This is a genomic window from Neobacillus sp. MER 74 (assembly GCF_023714155.1).
The window spans coordinates 686,573-703,908 of sequence record NZ_JAMAUV010000001.1; the positions used below are offsets into that span (position 1 = coordinate 686,573).

Below are 17,336 nucleotides of genomic sequence, written 5' to 3' on the forward strand. Positions count from 1 at the left end.
ATATCTCCCATTCTATCACAAAATAAGCACAAACGTTTGGAATACCCATATACAGATTCAAGCCATAAATGGTAAATTCTACGGTTTTAAGACAAGGCTATGTTAAAGGTTAATACTGATTTTAGCACTCTGTTGATTGGAGTGGAAGGCACGAAGACTCCTGCGGGAGTACGGGGCAGGGGAGACCCCGCAGGAGCAAAGCGACGAGGAGGCTCCCCGGCACGCCCGCGGAAAGCGAAGTGCCTGGAACGGAAATCAACAGACAAGTTTAACACAGCCTAAGACAAAAAAAACACGATTGTACATCGTGTATAGTGCCTTCATCTCTTTATTTAAAAATGGACGTCCATTTCATTTAATGGCCAGTAGCGTAAATCGACTTTTCCTACTACTTGACTAGCGTTTATAAAACCAAATTGTCGGCTGTCCCAACTTCCTAAACGATTATCACCAAGAACAAATAATTTTCCGTCAGGGACTGTATTTTCACCGGTAATTTCTTTTAAGCTGAAATCACCAGTAATCCTTATTCCAGGAGATTTTTGTTTATACACATTTAAAAACGGTTCATCATACTTATGCCCATTAATATACAATAGGTCATTTCGGTATTCAATCTTGTCACCTGGCAGGCCAATAATTCGTTTGACAAAATCCTCTTTTTCATTGGCATGAAAAACAATCACATCGAATCGATTCAATTCCCCCACTTGATAACCCAGCTTATTAACTACCAGCTTGTTCCCATCCTGAAGCGTTGGCATCATTGATTCGCCTTCTACTACATAATTTGAAAAGAAAAATGTACGAATAAAAGCAAAAATAATGATTCCAATCGCAAAAGCCTTAGCCCATTCCATGCCTTCCTTTTTCCATTCAATCTTCATTAACGCTCCTCCGTCTCTCCTGTTTATAGTTTCTATCTATTTCACCATTATGGTCAGTTTCCATGCTCTTATTCATTCTGCCCTCAATTCTTTTACCAACAAACCAAAGAATGAATATAATAAGCAATACTACAACAGTCCGAAGCGGCTTCGTCAGCAATGACTGGATATCATAGCCTACAAAACTAATTGTGAATATCATCACCATCTTCCCGATACACACAGCTAGCATGTATTGAGAAAGACGAATTTTAGAAAGACCTGCAACTATATTCACTACAGCTGAGGGGGTAAATGGAAAACATAGCATTAAAAAGAGGGGGCCGAATCCATGACGATCCAGCCAATCCATTAATTTACGAACCTGAGGGTGCTTGGACAAGAAAGATAATAACTTTTGCTGCCCAAACTTTCTGATAAGTAAAAATACGAGCATAGCCCCCATACAAGCACCGAGCCATGAGTATAAAAATCCTAACCAAAGTCCAAAAGCACTGGCATTAGCCATTACAAATATAAACAATGGGAGAAACGGCAAAAATGCCTCAATGACAATAAGCATTATGCCAGGTATGGGGCCAAGGGCTCGGTATTCCCGAATTAAATTCATTATATGTTCAAGCGTAAACCATGCTCTTAATGATTCAATATCCATCCTATTTCTCCTCATTTTTTTACGAATTAGCAGTGTAAATATTACTTTGTGATAAATTGATGAAGTGCCTCTTTATTTTTTTCAACATTGATATCTAATACGGCTCCTTCTCCAGCTATACGCGCATCTGAATAGCTATTTTCAACAGGAATTCGTAACGTATCAATATTTCCACGATCATTTGAAAAGAAATCCTTCGCCATAAATGTTATGTCTGAAGTTTTCATATTTGTATTCACATAAGGAGTCACTACACCAATCAGTTTAGGGAGCTTTGGAATTGTTTGCAGTCCCATCAATTGATCCCCGATTGCCTTAACCGCCTTTTGTTGACGTTCTACCCTTCCAAAATCCCCGATAGCATCATGACGGTAGCGGACATAACCAAGCATTTCCTCTCCATTTAATTTTTGCAGACCTGGCTCTAAAGTTACATCAATATTTTTTGACATTTTTTTCTCTACATCGATTTCTACCCCATTTGGGAATGCTTCATCAATAAGTTGCACAAAGCCTTGAAAATCGACAATGACATAATATTGAAGGTCAATATCAAAATTGTGCTTAATTGTTTGCCTCATTAATTCTGGTCCACCGCGTGCGAATGCTGAATTAACTTTGTGTTTACCATGCCCTGGAATTTCGAGGTAACTGTCCCTCATAATTGAAGTTAATTTAAAGGTTCCTTTGTCTTCATTATAATGAACAATCATGATAGTATCTGCGCGAGACTTTTCTTTTCCTCTTGCATCACTGCCAAGCAAAAGGATATTCGTTCCCCCATACTGATCTTTTTGCCCTTCGAAGGTATAGACAATATTTGATGCGTTTTTATCAATTTTTTTTAATGATTGGTTAACGCCCTGCTTGTACTGAAAATAAGCATAGCCTGCAACTGCCCCAATTAAAAGTAAGAATATCAGTAACACTGATGGCCATCGTTTCTTTCTCTTCACTTGATGTTTATCAGATCTCATTTGATTATCACCTATTCATCCATGTTTTTTATGCTCCTATTTATAAGACTGTTTTTTCTTTTTAGGGGTTTCTTCATTTAATTCATTTTCCCCCATCAGATATCCTTCTATTAATAAAAACTTTCTCATATAACAACTGCAATTTTCAATAAATAAAACTCGACCAAATGACGAGTTTTGTTTATGTATAGTCCTATTGCTTTTAATGTTCCTTTTTTGTAAAATAAAAAAGAACATTTGTTCTCATAAAAGTGAAAGGTGTGGCTGAAAATGACCAGAATCCCCGAAGATGATCGAGACATAATGGAGAAGGCAATGTATTTGCCAATGGTTCTAATTATCTTAAACCGGGATTTATCCGTTGTCGAAAAGAGCCCTTTTAAACTCAAACAACCCTATTTAGATTTGATTGAGGAAACGATGAAGGAAATTCAGAAGGAATTGGCGGAAGTTAAACAATATATGAAAAAAAATAAACTTCAAGTAATTGAAAAAAAACGGGACGATGCTTTTACTTTATACAGGTTTATTTATAAAGGCTACGAAGAAAACCATAATTACTTTAACCCAAGGATACGTAATAAGGTCCAAGAAATAATGGAGGCCTACTTATTAAAAAAACATCTGTCCCGTTAATTGTATAGAAATAACCAACCTTATTTGGGACCCTTCGAATGGGCATCGTACTCTAGGGAGCTTTCCAGAGCATTTATTAACTGGGGTCCATTTGCTTTATTAGAGAACTTTCTCCCATTACTTTCTATTCTTTGCATGAGCTTTGTTTTTAATAATGACGTTCTTAACATCTGTCCTTCTATTGTACTTACCGGAACTGGAAATATATGTGATTGTTTGTTACGGAAAATGATCATTGTCTTTTGTGCGGCTACGCGGCGATAACATTCCACATGTTCAAATGCTATCCAAATACACTCAGGTTTTAACGGCGAAACTGTAGGAAAAAAATAGATGTGGTAAGTTGGTTCAATGATAATTGAAAGTTTTCGGAAATAACCAATTAGCTGCCGTGTACCTCTTTTCCTGCTTTCGTAATCGACACCATAATAATTGCAACTTTTTTTAATCAGATCTAAGGGCTTAAGGGGTAACAAGAATTCATCTTCTACTTCAACTACACGTGAATAAATTTTACTTCCATAAACCACCGGTTCTACAAACATCGTACGTGAATTGATTTCATAATCTTCGATCTCGGTTTGCTTCAATTTATTCAACTCCCTTTTCATTTTATCCATCATTATCTTAACACTCCTTGTTTTTTATTCCCTTACTTTTCTGAACTGTTCCTAAATTATTCACAAAATTTAGGAGAAATAAATATTTATCTGAAAATTTCAAAATTAATGATATTCTTCAAAAAAAACCATATAATTTTAAAAAGCATCAGAGGTGATTTTCATGAATGAAAAATCATACACGGAATTAATGAAACTTGGTGCCATGAAACGCAATCGCTTGAAAGAGAATTTTGTCCAGGATTTATACATTGACATGCTGTTGTCCGAAATTCAGTTAACAGTCGAAAAGGAAAAATTACTGCAGAAAATCGACGCGGCCATTGATTCCCGAGACAAAAAATCATTTCTCCTGTTATCCATGCAACTAAAGGAAATTTACAAAAAGTTTGGAACCTAAAAAACTTTAACTGCCGTCAGGACTGACGGCTTTTTTCGTTTCATCAAATGCTTGTCTAATGAAGGAACATATATTTAAAAATATTTCCACTTCCTTTGAGTAATTTTATGTAACAAAAAAGGCTGTAGACATATATTGATGTCTCAGCCCTTCTTATGTTGGCACCTATTTATTCCTTTGGTTCACTTCATACTCTTCAAGCATCGATATCCGATCAAGCATGGAAGGATGAGTATACCTGAAGATTTTTACTAATAACGGCGGATTTACTTGACTTAAACCAGAACGAGTTAATTCCTGAAAAGAAGTAATCGCAGCCTCTGAATTTTTAGTCATTTCAATCGCATATTTATCGGCGCGTGTTTCCTGATAACGAGAAGTAAAATTAGTAAATGGACTGGCAGCAAACAGAAGCATCGAAAGGATCATAAAAAATAATGGAAGTGAACAAATATCTCTTACATCCGAGATTTTCAATTCGCTGCCCCATCGTTTGGTTGCCCAATTCATAATTCTATAGGTCAAATACAAACCGAGCAGTGATATCAAAAGGTACCCAGCTATTCCAAAATAAATATGTTTTTCTACATAATGGCACATTTCATGAGCCATTATGAATAAGATTTGATTATCCGATAGTTTATTTAAGGTAGTATCCCATAGGACAATCCGGGCATTAGAACCGATCCCCGTGACATAGGCATTTAAAGCATTGGTTTCTTCTGACTTATTCACTTCAAATACATGGGTAGCTGGAATTTGAGCCCTTTCGGCCAGTGTCAAGATTTTTGTTTCCAATGCTTTATCTTTTAAAGGATAAAAGTCATTATATAACGGGTCAATCACAACTGGCTGGAGAAACATCATAAATAATGTAAATGGAATAGATAAAAGCCACCCATACAGCCACCAGCGTTTTTGACTTTTCTTCATCAACCAGTATAATACCGGGACAATGATCAGCCAGGTCCCATAATTAAGCCAAAAATCTATTACCTCATCTTTCATCCAGGAAGCAAACGACTGGGTCGAAATATTATAGGTTTTTGATAAATTAAAACTAATATAGCTTATTGGAAATGTCGCCAAATAAGCGAAAACAGATAACCAAATCAAATAAATGGCTGTTTGCAGCAGTTTATACTTAGTGGAGTTTTCAGCCCAATTCTTAATTGCTTTAGATAAGCCAAATAATAATATGAAGAAGTAAATGAGCCATTCTAAGGGAGTGGATAAGAAAAATAATAAATTCCTTATTTTGGAGTACTCCTCACTCAACATAAGTTCCCTGCCATTCAAAAAGGTGGCCGGGTCCGCCTTCGATCCTTCATATTCAAATGGGAGGCTCGAATCAGCAAAATAGAATAAATACCAATAAATAATCAATCCATATAGAATGTAGCCCACGACCGCATAGACTCCCATTTTTCTCGCCACGATTTATCCCCCTTTTTGTACAAACTCTCTATACTTAGTTTAGTTAAAAAAGGACAAATTAGAACAATTAAAATGCAAGTGCCTCGGCACTGGAGCCTAGATAATAAAAAAGCCGGTTTTAAATACCGACTTACATAAGATATGAATATATCGATAGAACAGCAATAGATCCAATGACTACTACGATGACATTAGCCCCTAATATTGCCGCAATAAAAGCAGCTACGGCCCCTATTACCCCATACCAGATATCTTCCTTCTGAATAAAAATAATCGCTGGGAAAATTAAAGCCCCTAGTGTAGCATAAGGAACATTTTTTAGAACTCCTTGAATAAAAGGAGGCAGTTCTTTCCCTTTAAATAAAACAAAAGGCATCATACGCGGTATATACGTAACCAAACCCATCCCAAGAATCATCCAAACGATTTCAGCTTTCATTTCTTACACTCCGATTCCTTTTAATTACTTCAACTGATTCGATAATGACGGCTGATAAAATGGTTGCGGTAACAATTGCCCAGCCTTGAGCCATGAGGTCTCCAATGGTAAATATCGAATTAAATATCGCGCCTAGTACTGCTAGAAATACTACCTTTACGCTTTTTTTCATGGATGGGACTAGAAGTCCAATAAACATGGCATATAGCGCGACCCCCATGCTTTCCTGCAGAGTTTGAGGCAGGTTAGCTCCAATCAAATGACCCAGTCCAGAAAAAACTACCCAACTAGAATATGATACCGAGATAACACCAAATAAAAAGCCAGTTGCCGCCGGTCCCTCTTTTGTAGCAACCACTGAAAATGTTTCATCCGTTATCCCAAATGAATAAATTAACTTATTAATTAGATGGTCCTCTTCAACTTTTTCATTCAAGGATGTACTCATTAGGAAATGACGAATATTTACAATAAACGTTGTTAAAATAATTTCAAATATTCCTGTACCATAGGCGATCAGACTAAGTGATATGTATTGGGATGCACCTGCAAATACAATTATACTCATTAACACCGTTTCGGATAGAGATAGTCCTGAAGTCTTAGCGAGAAGACCAAAGGTCAGTGCAATTGGAAAATAGCCAATTCCGATACTTATCCCGGCTTGAAGTCCTTTTTTAAATTCCGACGATTCTTTACTAAAAGCTAAATCCGCCAACTCTATTCCTCCCCTTGTTACACTTACACATGTAAGAATAAATAATAGCAAATTTTCAGTCAAAATAAAATAAAAAAACATGGCGCCAAGCACCATGTTTCGTTATTTCCCTTTAAAGGCTGGCTTTCTTTTTTCAGCGAAAGCTTGCAATGCTTCGATTCGATCTTCTGTTGGGAGTGTTACTTCGTATGCTTTTCTTTCTATTTGTAATCCTGTGTTTAGATCCGTATTCATCCCATTTTTTATAGCAAACTTGGCTTGTTGCAATGCAATAGGCCCATTTGCCAGTAATTGCGAACAAAAGGCTGAACACGCTGTCATTAAATCTTTTCTCTCTACAACTTTTGTCAGTAGTCCAAAGGCATAAGCCTCATCAGCGGACAAGCGGCGTGCTGTCAAAATGAGTTCCAAGGCCTTCGCCTGACCTATTAAGCGTGGTAAACGTTGTGTACCTCCTGCACCTGGAATGATAGCAAGACTCGTTTCCGTTAACCCCAATAGTGCTTCTCTTGCTGCAAAACGGAAATCACAAGCCAAAGCTAACTCCATTCCTCCACCAAAAGCAAATCCATTTATTGCGGCAATAGTCGGTTGGGGCAGACTATCAATTGCCGTAAAAACCTCATTAATTTTATATAGATTTCGCTTCACTTGTTCGTCAGTTAATGATTTTCGTTCCTTCAAATCAGCCCCCACGCTAAATGCCTTTTCACCGGCACCAATAAAAAGAACAGCCTGAACTTTTGGATTTATTCTAATTTCTTCAACCGTTTTCTGTAAATCAAGTAATGTCTCATAATTAAACGCATTTAAAGAATCGGCCCGATTAATTGTGACAACTGCCAAATGATTATTAAACTCCAGCAAAATTGGCTCCACTATGCTCCCCCTTAATAGGGCAGGTTAACACAACCTGTCCTCTGAAGTAAATTCTAGTTTCTGGTTTCGACTACCTGTGTCTTTAGTGCCCTTCTTAAGATTTTCCCAGTTGTATTCTTTGGAAGTTCATCAATGAATTCAATCGAAGAAGGAATTTTATATTTGGCTAAGTGCTCCTTGCAATAATCTAGTAATTGTTCTCTTGTTAGCTCAGGGTTCCTGCTGACAACAAAGGCTTTTACAGCCTCCCCGAGATCTAGGTCTGGAACGCCGAGAACAGCCACTTCGACAACATCTGGATGGTTATAAATAACCTCTTCCACTTCACGCGGATAGACATTATAGCCGCCTACTAGGATGAGATCCTTTTTTCGATCGACAATATAAAAGTACCCATCTTCATCCATTCTGGCAAGGTCCCCAGTATGAAGCCAGCCATTTCGAATAGTCGTTATGGTTTCTTCGGGCATTTTATAGTACCCTTTCATGACATTAGGACCTCTCACAACCAATTCTCCTACCTCGCCAATGGAGACTTCTTCACCAAGCTCATTAAAGATTTTATTTTCAACGTGGAGGATGGATGTCCCGATTGACCCTGGCTTTCGAGGGCGGTCAAGCGGATTAAAGCAAGTAACAGGAGAAGCCTCAGACAACCCATAGCCTTCAGAAATGACAACAGTAAACTTTTGTTCAAAATTCTTTAAAAGGGCTACGGGTAAGGAAGCCCCTCCTGAGATACATAGGCGTAAAGATTTTAAGTCTTCAGGATTTCCATCAGGATATTGAAGAAGGAAATTATACATGGTTGGGACACCTGCAAAAACAGTAGCTCTATTTTCTTTAACTAATCCAAAAATTTCCTTTGGACTGAATTTTGGAGTGATTAATAGCGTTGCTCCACTTAATAATGGTGCATTTAAGGCAACAGTCAAACAGAAAACATGGAACATAGGAAGGACAGTTACTACCTTATCATCGGAATTCATTTTCAAATATTCGCTTACATCTTTAGCATTACTATATAAATTTCTATGCGTTAACATTGCACCCTTAGGTTGTCCTGTCGTACCTGATGTATAAAGAATGACAGCTGTATCATCGTCCTCGAGCTCAGGTCCCTTAAAGGTTAAGTCTCCAGCTGCAATTACCAATGAAAACGATTTCATTTTTGGAGAGCATGATAGATTCTCAATTTTCGATTCTACATTGCTATTTGGTGCTGTTTCACAAAAAATATAATGTTCTACTTTGGGAAGGGAGGTGTGAATTTTTTCAACTAATGGGATTGCCAGGTCAAGCCCGATAACTGCTTTAACGTCAACATTATTTAATATATAGCCAATCTCATCGGCAGTATAGATAGGATTTACTGGGATAACAGTTGCCCCCAATCGTAATGCACCATATAAGCTGATTACAAAGTGCGGCGAGTTCCCCAGCAATATGGCAATATGATCCCCTTTTTTCACCCCTAATTTTTCTAAACCGGATGCAAATTTAGTAATCGCACCATCTAATTCAGCATAAGTACAGATTTGGTTCATAAAATAATAGGCTGGTTTAGCAGCAAAGTTCTTCGCTGATTCTTCAAACTTTGATAAAAGATTCATATTCTCCCTCCTGTTGAATGAATGTTCATTCACAAAATTACAGCAATTTTCTAAACTTATTATATTAAAAGTACAGAACCTATACAAGTATAATACTTGAAAATTCAGATAAAAAGATAGCACAGCATTTGAAAATGCTGTGCCTCACTTCTTAATATAACAAATTTAAAAAATCTTTCTTGTCAATATTTCCAAAGTAATGGGTAGTGTCAACATCTGCAAGAGCCTTTTCGATTTCATTTTTTTCATATCGCGCGCCCGTTAACTTTGCCTCAATTTCACTTACATCCCCAACACCAAAAAAGTCGCCATAGATTTTACAATTTTCAATGACCCCCTTATTGACCTCTAAACGAACATCAATACTGCCTACAGGGAAGCGGTGCGAATGCTGTAAATTGAACTTAGGCGATCTTCCATAGTTCCAATCCCAGCTTTGGTAACGTTCTTTTGAAAGTTGGTGAATTTTTTCCCAATCTTCTTCCGTAAGAAGATATTCTGGCACTTCCTCTTGCCCCTCAAATATATTCTTTAACAGTAAGGATCTGAATTCACCAACTTCTATCTTTTCAGTAAGAAACTCAGAAATATTGGCAACCCGGCTGCGGACAGATTTAATTCCTTTGGACTCGATTTTATCCTTTTTAACTTTTAACGCTGAGACGACATTTTCTATTTCGGAATTCAGCATTAACGTCCCATGGCTAAACATTCTACCCTTGGTTGAAAATTGGGCATTTCCAGAAATTTTTCTGCCTCCGACCTCAATGTCATTTCTGCCGCTTAATTCGGCGTTTACTCCTAATTTGTTTAATGCCTTCACAACCGGTTCAGTAAATTTACGGAAATTATGAAAACTCTCCCCGTCATCCTTTGTGATAAAACTAAAGTTTAAATTACCAAGATCATGATAGACCGCACCGCCGCCGGACAGTCTCCGGACAACTTTAATGCCGTTACCTTCCACATACTCTGTATTAATTTCTTCAATGGTATTTTGGTTCTTACCGATTATGATAGACGGTTCATTTATATAAAATAATAAATACGTTTCATTAATATCAAGATTTTTCAGCGCGTATTCCTCAATCGCCAAATTTATCCTTGGATCAGTGACTCCTTTATTATCAATAAATAACATAATAGTTGATGGCCCCTTTTTATAGTGAAATAGATTGAAATTCTTCTGCAAGCCTAATTATACCCGCAAACTGACTTGATGCTTCAGTAATTAACTGAGGTAAGGATCCATAGTGAGGCAAATGTGTTAAAACTAATTGCTTCACTTCTGCTTTATGTGCAAACTTTCCCGCGTCAATACTGTTCATGTGCCCTGCTGATTTTCCATTTTGATGTCCATAAAAGTTACATTCACAAAGTAGTAAATCAGCATTGCGACTGAACTCAATAAACTCCTCTTTATACGAACTATCACCTGTATAAACAATTGCTTTTCCATCTGCTTCTATTCTCATTGCGTAGCACGGGGCCGGGTGGTCTGTTCTAAGAAAAGAAACATGAAATGGACCTATGGTGAGAACCTCACTAGGATTATAAGAAACCCCTTTTGTTATATCTTTATAGGTTAATTTGTTAAATTCAGATTGATCCAAATCATGACCATATAGAGGCAATGTTTGAGTCTTCTTTCCTAAAAATCCTTGGATTAATCTTGCATGCTGTAAGACGCCAATATCTGCGATGTGGTCAGGATGGTAATGCGAAAGGATTACCGCATCTAGTTCCTCAGGCTGGGTAACATTTTGTATCTTAGAAAGTACCCCGCTACCACAATCCATTAACAATTGAAAGCCATCATGTTCAAGCAGATAACCAGAACTAGCTTCATTCTGCTTCGGATATCCACCCCAATAACCAATAACCGTAAGTTTCAAAATAACGCCTCCACCTTCATAGTGTAAATTACAAGCAGAAGAAAGAAGCTGCCAGCAATGTACAGCTTCGTTTTAGAAATTTTCTTTTTTTAAATAATCTAATACATTTTTGACGGCTGCCTCGCCTTGATCAATACAATCAGGAAGTCCGACACCGCCATAAGAAGCACCTGCTAAAAATACCCCAGGCAGCTCTGCATTCATATGCTTTATGATGTCCGTTACACGTTGTTTATGTCCCACTGTATATTGAGGCATAGAATTTTTCCAGCGGGAAATAATTGAAAAATCAGGATTCGTCGTGATATCCATGATCTTTTTCAAGTCATCCAAGACAATCTTGATAATCCGGTCATCAGAGAGATCGACGATTGTTTCTTCTCCTGCTCGTCCCACATAACAACGTAAGAGTACTTTCCCTTTTGGTGCTGAATGAGCCCATTTTTTATGTGTCCACGTACAAGCAGTAATTGAATAATCGTTGTTTCTAGAAACGACGAAACCTGTTCCGTTAATATCATTTTTCACAGCTTCTTCAGGAAAAGCTAGAGCAACGGTGGCTACTGATGTAGAAGGGACTGTTTTAAAAGGATCAAAAAAGTGATAATCCGCAAACATTGACTGTGTTATCTTATGAGGAGTAGCTGCGATAATGCTATCCGCAACTAATGTTTCCCCATTATTGAGATATACATCATATTTATTACCGTGCTTAGTAATTTTATCAACTCGATGACCTTTTAAGATCGTTTTTGGATCTATTTTGGCTTCTATGGCCTCAGCAAACGATTGTAATCCAGTTTTAAAGGTTAAAAATGCACCTTTCGCTTTTTCCTTGCTAACAGGCGTTTTCGGTTGGGAAGGAGTGGATTTTTTCATACCAATGATCAGGCTTCTGTATTTCTGTTCTACTTCATAAAATTGTGGAAAAGTAGACATGAGGCTTAATTGATCAATATCTCCCGCATAAATCCCAGACAATAACGGTTCAATTAAGTTTTCAACCACTTCATCTCCAAGTCTTCTTCTGAAGAATTCACCTAAGGATTGGTCTTTTCCACTTTCTGATTTTGGTAGAATGAAATCCGCTGCAGCTCTTAATTTACCAGGAATGGAAAAAAGATCAGTTGTGAGAAAAGGTCCAACTTCGGTTGGTATTCCCATAATTGAACCACCGGGCATAGAGTGAAGTTTCTCATTAACTAAAACGTATGATTTACCTGTAGAATTATGGACTAATTGTTCTTCCATTCCTACTTCCTTTGCAAGCCTGCTAATACTTAACTTCCGGGCTAAAAATGAATCCGGCCCTCTCTCAATTGTAAAACCGTCCCTAATAACAGTTTGCATTTTGCCGCCGAGACGATGTGATGCTTCGATAAGTTTCAACTCAATAGGGAGATTCTCTTCCTGAATTGCTTTTTGAAGATAAAAAGCTGAGGTAAGCCCAGCAATCCCTCCCCCGATAATGATAATTTTTTGTTTTTCTTCCGCCACGGTGGTCACCTTCCTTCGACACACATTCTAAAGCCTATTCTGCAGTCATTTTTAGGACGACGGTCGATAATGCATCAATAAATTCTTCCTTAGCATTAGGCATTTCCGGACGATAATAATTAACACCTAATTCTTCCGTCACTTTTCTACATTCAAAATCATTATCATACAACACTTCAAGGTGTTCACATACAAACCCTACTGGTGCATATACAAATGCTTTATAATGATGGGCATGGTACAAATCCCTGGTTAAATCCTGAACATCAGGACCAAGCCATGGTTCTGGAGTTTGCCCAGCACTTTGCCATCCTACTACATAATTTTTTATTCCTGCCTGTTTTGCAATAAGGTCAGCAGTTTCTTGAAGCTGGCTTGGGTATGGATCCCCAAACTGTAGAATCTTTTCAGGCAGACTATGTGCGGAAACAATCAGAACAGATTGATCCTTCTCATCTTGGGGCATTCCTGCAAATACTTCCTTTACCTTGTCCACCCAATAATCAATAAACTTCGGTTCCTGATACCAACTGTCTATGGCTCTTATTTTAAGCTTTCCGCCTAATTTATCTGCTTCTTCTCTGGCTCTTCCATTATAGGATTTAATACTGAAAGTAGAATAGTGAGGAGCAAGAACGATACTAATAGCTTCTTCGATTCCATCATCATGCATTTGTTTCACTGCATCTTCGATAAAGGGGGTAATGTGTTTTAACCCAAGATACATTTTGAATTCTATCTCCTGTTGAACACTATTTAAATGTTCTTCGAGCTTTTCTGCTTGCAGCAGGGTAATCTTTGCTAAAGGGGAAATCCCTCCAATAGCCTCATACCGGCTTCGAAGTTCTTCAATCATTTCTGGAGTAGGCTTCCGTCCATGCCTAATGTGGGTATAATATCCCTCTAAATCATCTAATGTATATGGGGTACCGTAAGCCATTACAAGTAGACCCATTTTCTTTTTTGTCATGTTCGCACCTCATTTATAAATCTGTTCGCTAGTTCCCATTCAAATGTTTGGGCTGGGTCACTAAAAGCTGTGATGCCCCTAATGACCCATTTTAAAGCAGCCCATCTTATTGTGCCAAAAAATTGGACTCCTTACCAATTTTAAACCTTAAAATGGGATATTATCGATTTAATTTTGATGCTGAATACTCATGGACAAATGAAGTTAATTTTTTTAATGTTTCTGGATTAACAGAAGGGAATACCCCATGACCTAAATTAAAAATATAGCCATTGCGTTCCATTCCTTGATCTAAAATCGCCTTTGCTCTTTCTTCAATAACATCCCATGGGGCTAACAAAATAGCTGGATCAAGGTTTCCTTGAACCGTTTTATCGATTCCCATTTCTCTTGCTTGGTGAATTGGTAAACGCCAATCTAAGCCTACCACATCAAGCGGAAGGTCATTCCATTCTAATGCAAGATGACTCGCACCCACACCGAACATAATTAACGGAACATTTTCCTCTTTTAATGATGTAAAGATCCGGTTCATGATAGGTTTAATGAAGTAACGATAATCCTCCACATTTAATGCTCCTACCCATGAATCAAAAATCTGAATTGCCCTTGCACCGGCTTTGATTTGCGACTTTACATATGTAATGATCATATCGCCAAGTTTGTCCATTAATGCAAACCATGCCTTCGGCTCCGTGTACATAAACGCCTTGGTCTTATTATAGTTTTTAGAAGGGCCGCCTTCGATCATATAACTTGCCAGTGTAAAAGGTGCACCGGAAAAACCGATTAACGGTACGGATAACTGCTCTTGTGTTAATAATTTAATGGTGTCCAATACATAGGGAACGTCTTCCTCAGGATTAATTTCACCCAGTTTTTCCACATCCTCTAAAGAACGAATGGGATTGTCAATAACAGGTCCAATCCCTCCCTTTATTTCTACCTCCATGCCAATCGCAGGAAGGGGTGTCATAATATCTTTATAAAGTATCGCCGCATCAACGTTATATTGTTCAACAGGTAAGCGAGTTACATACGCACATAACTCAGGCTGGTGGGTGATTTCAAAAAGGGAGTACTTTTCTTTAATCGCTCTATACTCCGGCTGCGATCTGCCTGCCTGACGCATATACCAAACAGGGACATGATCAATCTTCTCTCCCCTTGCTGCTTTTAAAAATGTTTCATTAATTGTTCTTGCCATTACTATAGTCCACCTTTCAAAACACATGTCTGTTGTCCATTTTAATATATATAGCTTGAATTTAAAACTTACTGATTCTTACTAAACTGTATTTACTATATCTATTAATCCTATTTGTGTATAGCTAACGATAATAACTGTCAAAAAAGTGTCGTTTTTACGTTTTAAAATTTGTTAAATTCGACAGAATGCTTCGCAATATTTTTTCACTTTTTCCTCTCACCACTTAGGGTGATTTTCATATCCTGTATTACATCCAACAGGGCTATAGCCCCCTGGATGAAGAAAGGAGGGAATAGTATGATTGTCGAGCTTACTGCTCTTCATTGGATCTATGTGACGTTTATTGTCCTTATTATCGGATTTATGGTCATGAGAAGGGACACGTCGATTGTATGTATTGTAGGTATTTTCCTCATTGCTATTACCGCAACAGGTTCGTTAAGTCATTCAATCAGCAGCATTTTTAACAGTTTCAGTTATGCCATTACAGAATTATTATCTACCATTCTTGTTATTTCAATAATTGTTGCGATGAGCAACACATTAACAGTAACTGGAATAAATGATGTTATGATTTCACCTTTTCGAAAGTTAATCCGCAACCCAACTCTAGCGTATTGGACGATTGGGATATTAATGATGGTGATCTCCTGGTTTTTCTGGCCGTCCCCTGCTGTTGCACTTCTAGGTGCTGTTCTTCTTCCGGTTGCGATTCGGGCAGGACTTCCAGCACTTGGTGTTGCCATGGCAATGAACTTGTTTGGTCATGGAATCGCTTTATCCGGTGACTTTGTCATTCAAGCTGCTCCTAAGTTAACCTCTGATGCCGCTGGTATACCCATTCAAGATGTCATTAATGCAAGCATTCCATTAGTGTTTATTATGGGGCTTGTTACAACTGTTACGGCCTTCTATTTCTTACGAAGGGATATGAAGCGCGGTATACTCACTACTTCAACCTCAGTCAGCGTGGATTCTCCTGCTGAAGAATCCACTGATCAATCTTCACTTTTATCACTTGCCCAAAAACGTTTCTTTGCTTTTTTAGTGCCATTATTGTTTGCTGCGGATGTTGCTACTATGTCAATCCTTGATTTAGCCGGTGGGGATGCCACCGCATTAATCGGCGGTACCTCCATTCTCATTCTTTTGTTAATTACTCTAACCAGCCATAAAAATAAAGGTTTAGAAAAAACAACTCAATATCTAATCGAAGGATTCCAATTTGGATTTAAGGTTTTCGGACCTGTTATTCCAATCGCTGCGTTTTTCTACCTAGGTGATGCCGGATTTGGAAAAATTATTGGCGACTTTTTACCAAAGGCTTCGCAAGGTATTGTAAATGACTTAGGCGTATCCCTCGCTAATATCGTACCGTTAAGTAAAGAAGTTGGGGCGATTACCCTAACAACTGTGGGTGCAATCACTGGTTTGGATGGTTCCGGCTTTTCAGGAATTTCTCTTGCCGGCTCGGTAGCAAGCCTATTTGCAGTTGCCATCGGCAAAGGCGCAGCCACATTGACAGCCCTTGGGCAGATTGCTGCCATCTGGGTTGGCGGAGGTACGCTTGTACCATGGGCGTTAATCCCAGCAGCTGCCATCTGTAATGTGGACCCATTTGAACTGGCAAGACGAAACCTTCTTCCAGTTGTGATTGGTCTTGTTGTAACGACAATTGCGGCGATGTTCCTCATTTAATCCATGTAAAGAGGCTGATCTCTGACCAGCCTCTTTGTTATTTTATCCTTTTTTTAAAGTAGTTGTATAATAGAATCCAGATAACTACCCAGAGATAACCTAAAGCATAGCCGCCCAGTACGTCCGATGGATAATGAACTTGTAAAATAATTCGGCTTGCACCAATCAATAAAAGTAAGATGGCAGTAATAACTGCGATGATTACTTTCCCTGCTTTGGATCTTGCTTCTTCCATTAATAGATACGCAATCATAAAATATACAATCATTCCAACCATAGCATGACCGCTAGGGTAACTATAACTTTTTACACTGACAAGATGTTCAAGGTCTGGTCTGGGACGCTCAAAAAAATCTTTAAATAACTTACTAACTTCATTTCCAATCGCCGTTGATAAGGCCAATGCAGCAGCACCGACATAATTTCTCTTTTTTATTAATAGCCAGGCAAGCGCTAGTATTGCTACAATTCCTATCCCTATTTTATCACCCATTGCCGTTATTTTAATAAAAAATGGAATGGCAAGTTCAGGCACATGTGCAGCTAGCCCGGCAACTTTTATATCAATCCAAAAATTACTGTTCATTGCAACCTTCATGCACGTAAATACTGCCCATAAAAATGCAAAAATAATAAATAAATAGGAAACACTTCTCTTGTTCTTCCGTTCCATCCTCCAAACCCTTTCTTCTTTCTCAGCTAATAAAAATTCTAGTAAAAGTATAATTAAAAAGAATATAAAAATCTACTTTATAATATAAAAGTGTTAAAATAGTTAGAAAATACTTTCTTCATTTCTGAAATG

The 17,336-nt window shown here is 37.9% G+C and carries 19 protein-coding genes; 4 read left to right on the plus strand and 15 right to left on the minus strand.

The window, feature by feature from the left end; all coding sequences use genetic code 11:
* Positions 1-99 precede the first annotated feature (99 nt).
* Positions 100-282 (plus strand): hypothetical protein, encoded by a 183-nt coding sequence (locus M3610_RS03390; RefSeq protein ID WP_251456523.1) that lies wholly within the window; start codon positions 100-102, stop codon positions 280-282.
* 50 nt (positions 283-332) lie between these two features.
* Here the strand turns inward: M3610_RS03390 and lepB are convergent, their stop codons facing one another.
* Genes lepB through M3610_RS03405 form a run of 3 tightly spaced genes read right to left on the minus strand, consistent with a single transcriptional unit; the run spans position 333 to position 2,519 of the window.
* Complete coding sequence (gene lepB / locus M3610_RS03395) at positions 333-887, minus strand: signal peptidase I (protein ID WP_251456525.1); 555 nt, start codon at positions 885-887, stop codon at positions 333-335.
* Complete coding sequence (locus tag M3610_RS03400; RefSeq protein ID WP_098572194.1) at positions 877-1,542, minus strand: TVP38/TMEM64 family protein; 666 nt, start codon at positions 1,540-1,542, stop codon at positions 877-879. Before M3610_RS03400 ends, lepB begins: the two co-directional genes overlap by 11 nt.
* A gap of 41 nt (positions 1,543-1,583) precedes the next feature.
* Positions 1,584-2,519, minus strand: a complete 936-nt coding sequence (locus M3610_RS03405; RefSeq protein ID WP_251456527.1) for an LCP family protein — start codon at positions 2,517-2,519, stop codon at positions 1,584-1,586.
* A 270-nt stretch (positions 2,520-2,789) separates the two neighbouring features.
* Between M3610_RS03405 and M3610_RS03410 the strand changes: the two genes are divergently transcribed.
* Positions 2,790-3,155 (plus strand): YhjD family protein, encoded by a 366-nt coding sequence (locus M3610_RS03410; RefSeq protein ID WP_098572192.1) that lies wholly within the window; start codon positions 2,790-2,792, stop codon positions 3,153-3,155.
* Between the two features lie 20 nt (positions 3,156-3,175).
* On the opposite strand, the gene M3610_RS03415 is transcribed toward M3610_RS03410, so the two are convergent.
* A complete protein-coding gene (locus tag M3610_RS03415) occupies positions 3,176-3,778 on the minus strand; it encodes a competence protein ComK (RefSeq protein WP_251456529.1) in 603 nt (200 codons plus the stop codon).
* A 160-nt stretch (positions 3,779-3,938) separates the two neighbouring features.
* Between M3610_RS03415 and M3610_RS03420 the strand changes: the two genes are divergently transcribed.
* Positions 3,939-4,175: an IDEAL domain-containing protein gene (locus M3610_RS03420; RefSeq protein WP_251456531.1), complete on the plus strand. Its 237-nt coding sequence runs from the start codon at positions 3,939-3,941 to the stop codon at positions 4,173-4,175.
* Between the two features lie 165 nt (positions 4,176-4,340).
* On the opposite strand, the gene M3610_RS03425 is transcribed toward M3610_RS03420, so the two are convergent.
* The 10 genes from M3610_RS03425 to hemE all read right to left on the minus strand — a co-directional run bounded on the left by M3610_RS03425 (position 4,341) and on the right by hemE (position 14,830).
* Entirely contained in the window at positions 4,341-5,612 is a 1,272-nt protein-coding gene (locus M3610_RS03425; RefSeq protein WP_251456534.1) for a M48 family metallopeptidase, read from the minus strand.
* 130 nt (positions 5,613-5,742) lie between these two features.
* A complete protein-coding gene (locus tag M3610_RS03430) occupies positions 5,743-6,051 on the minus strand; it encodes an AzlD domain-containing protein (protein ID WP_098572189.1) in 309 nt (102 codons plus the stop codon).
* The gene (locus M3610_RS03435) at positions 6,041-6,769 is read right to left on the minus strand and encodes an AzlC family ABC transporter permease (protein WP_251456536.1); all 729 of its coding nucleotides are present in this window, start codon (positions 6,767-6,769) and stop codon (positions 6,041-6,043) included. Before M3610_RS03435 ends, M3610_RS03430 begins: the two co-directional genes overlap by 11 nt.
* 102 nt (positions 6,770-6,871) lie before the next feature.
* Positions 6,872-7,648 carry an enoyl-CoA hydratase-related protein gene (locus tag M3610_RS03440; RefSeq protein ID WP_251456538.1) on the minus strand — a complete coding sequence of 259 codons (777 nt, stop codon included), beginning with the start codon at positions 7,646-7,648 and terminating at the stop codon, positions 6,872-6,874.
* A 53-nt stretch (positions 7,649-7,701) separates the two neighbouring features.
* Positions 7,702-9,261, minus strand: coding sequence for a fatty acid--CoA ligase family protein (locus tag M3610_RS03445; RefSeq protein WP_251456540.1), 1,560 nt, complete (start codon positions 9,259-9,261; stop codon positions 7,702-7,704).
* Positions 9,262-9,412: 151 nt separating this feature from the next.
* The gene (gene lplA, locus M3610_RS03450; RefSeq protein ID WP_251456542.1) at positions 9,413-10,402 is read right to left on the minus strand and encodes a lipoate--protein ligase; all 990 of its coding nucleotides are present in this window, start codon (positions 10,400-10,402) and stop codon (positions 9,413-9,415) included.
* A gap of 19 nt (positions 10,403-10,421) precedes the next feature.
* Positions 10,422-11,156 (minus strand): MBL fold metallo-hydrolase, encoded by a 735-nt coding sequence (locus tag M3610_RS03455; RefSeq protein WP_251456544.1) that lies wholly within the window; start codon positions 11,154-11,156, stop codon positions 10,422-10,424.
* 72 nt (positions 11,157-11,228) lie between these two features.
* Complete coding sequence (gene hemY / locus M3610_RS03460) at positions 11,229-12,653, minus strand: protoporphyrinogen oxidase (protein WP_251456546.1); 1,425 nt, start codon at positions 12,651-12,653, stop codon at positions 11,229-11,231.
* 34 nt (positions 12,654-12,687) lie between these two features.
* On the minus strand, positions 12,688-13,623 hold the full coding sequence (gene hemH / locus M3610_RS03465) for a ferrochelatase (protein WP_251456548.1): 936 nt from the start codon (positions 13,621-13,623) through the stop codon (positions 12,688-12,690).
* Between the two features lie 160 nt (positions 13,624-13,783).
* The gene (gene hemE, locus M3610_RS03470; protein WP_251456550.1) at positions 13,784-14,830 is read right to left on the minus strand and encodes a uroporphyrinogen decarboxylase; all 1,047 of its coding nucleotides are present in this window, start codon (positions 14,828-14,830) and stop codon (positions 13,784-13,786) included.
* Between the two features lie 300 nt (positions 14,831-15,130).
* Between hemE and M3610_RS03475 the strand changes: the two genes are divergently transcribed.
* Complete coding sequence (locus M3610_RS03475; RefSeq protein WP_251456552.1) at positions 15,131-16,531, plus strand: hypothetical protein; 1,401 nt, start codon at positions 15,131-15,133, stop codon at positions 16,529-16,531.
* Between the two features lie 37 nt (positions 16,532-16,568).
* Here M3610_RS03475 and M3610_RS03480 read toward each other — a convergent pair whose 3' ends face one another.
* The gene (locus M3610_RS03480) at positions 16,569-17,204 is read right to left on the minus strand and encodes a phosphatase PAP2 family protein (RefSeq protein ID WP_251456554.1); all 636 of its coding nucleotides are present in this window, start codon (positions 17,202-17,204) and stop codon (positions 16,569-16,571) included.
* Between the last annotated feature and the right edge of the window lie 132 nt (positions 17,205-17,336).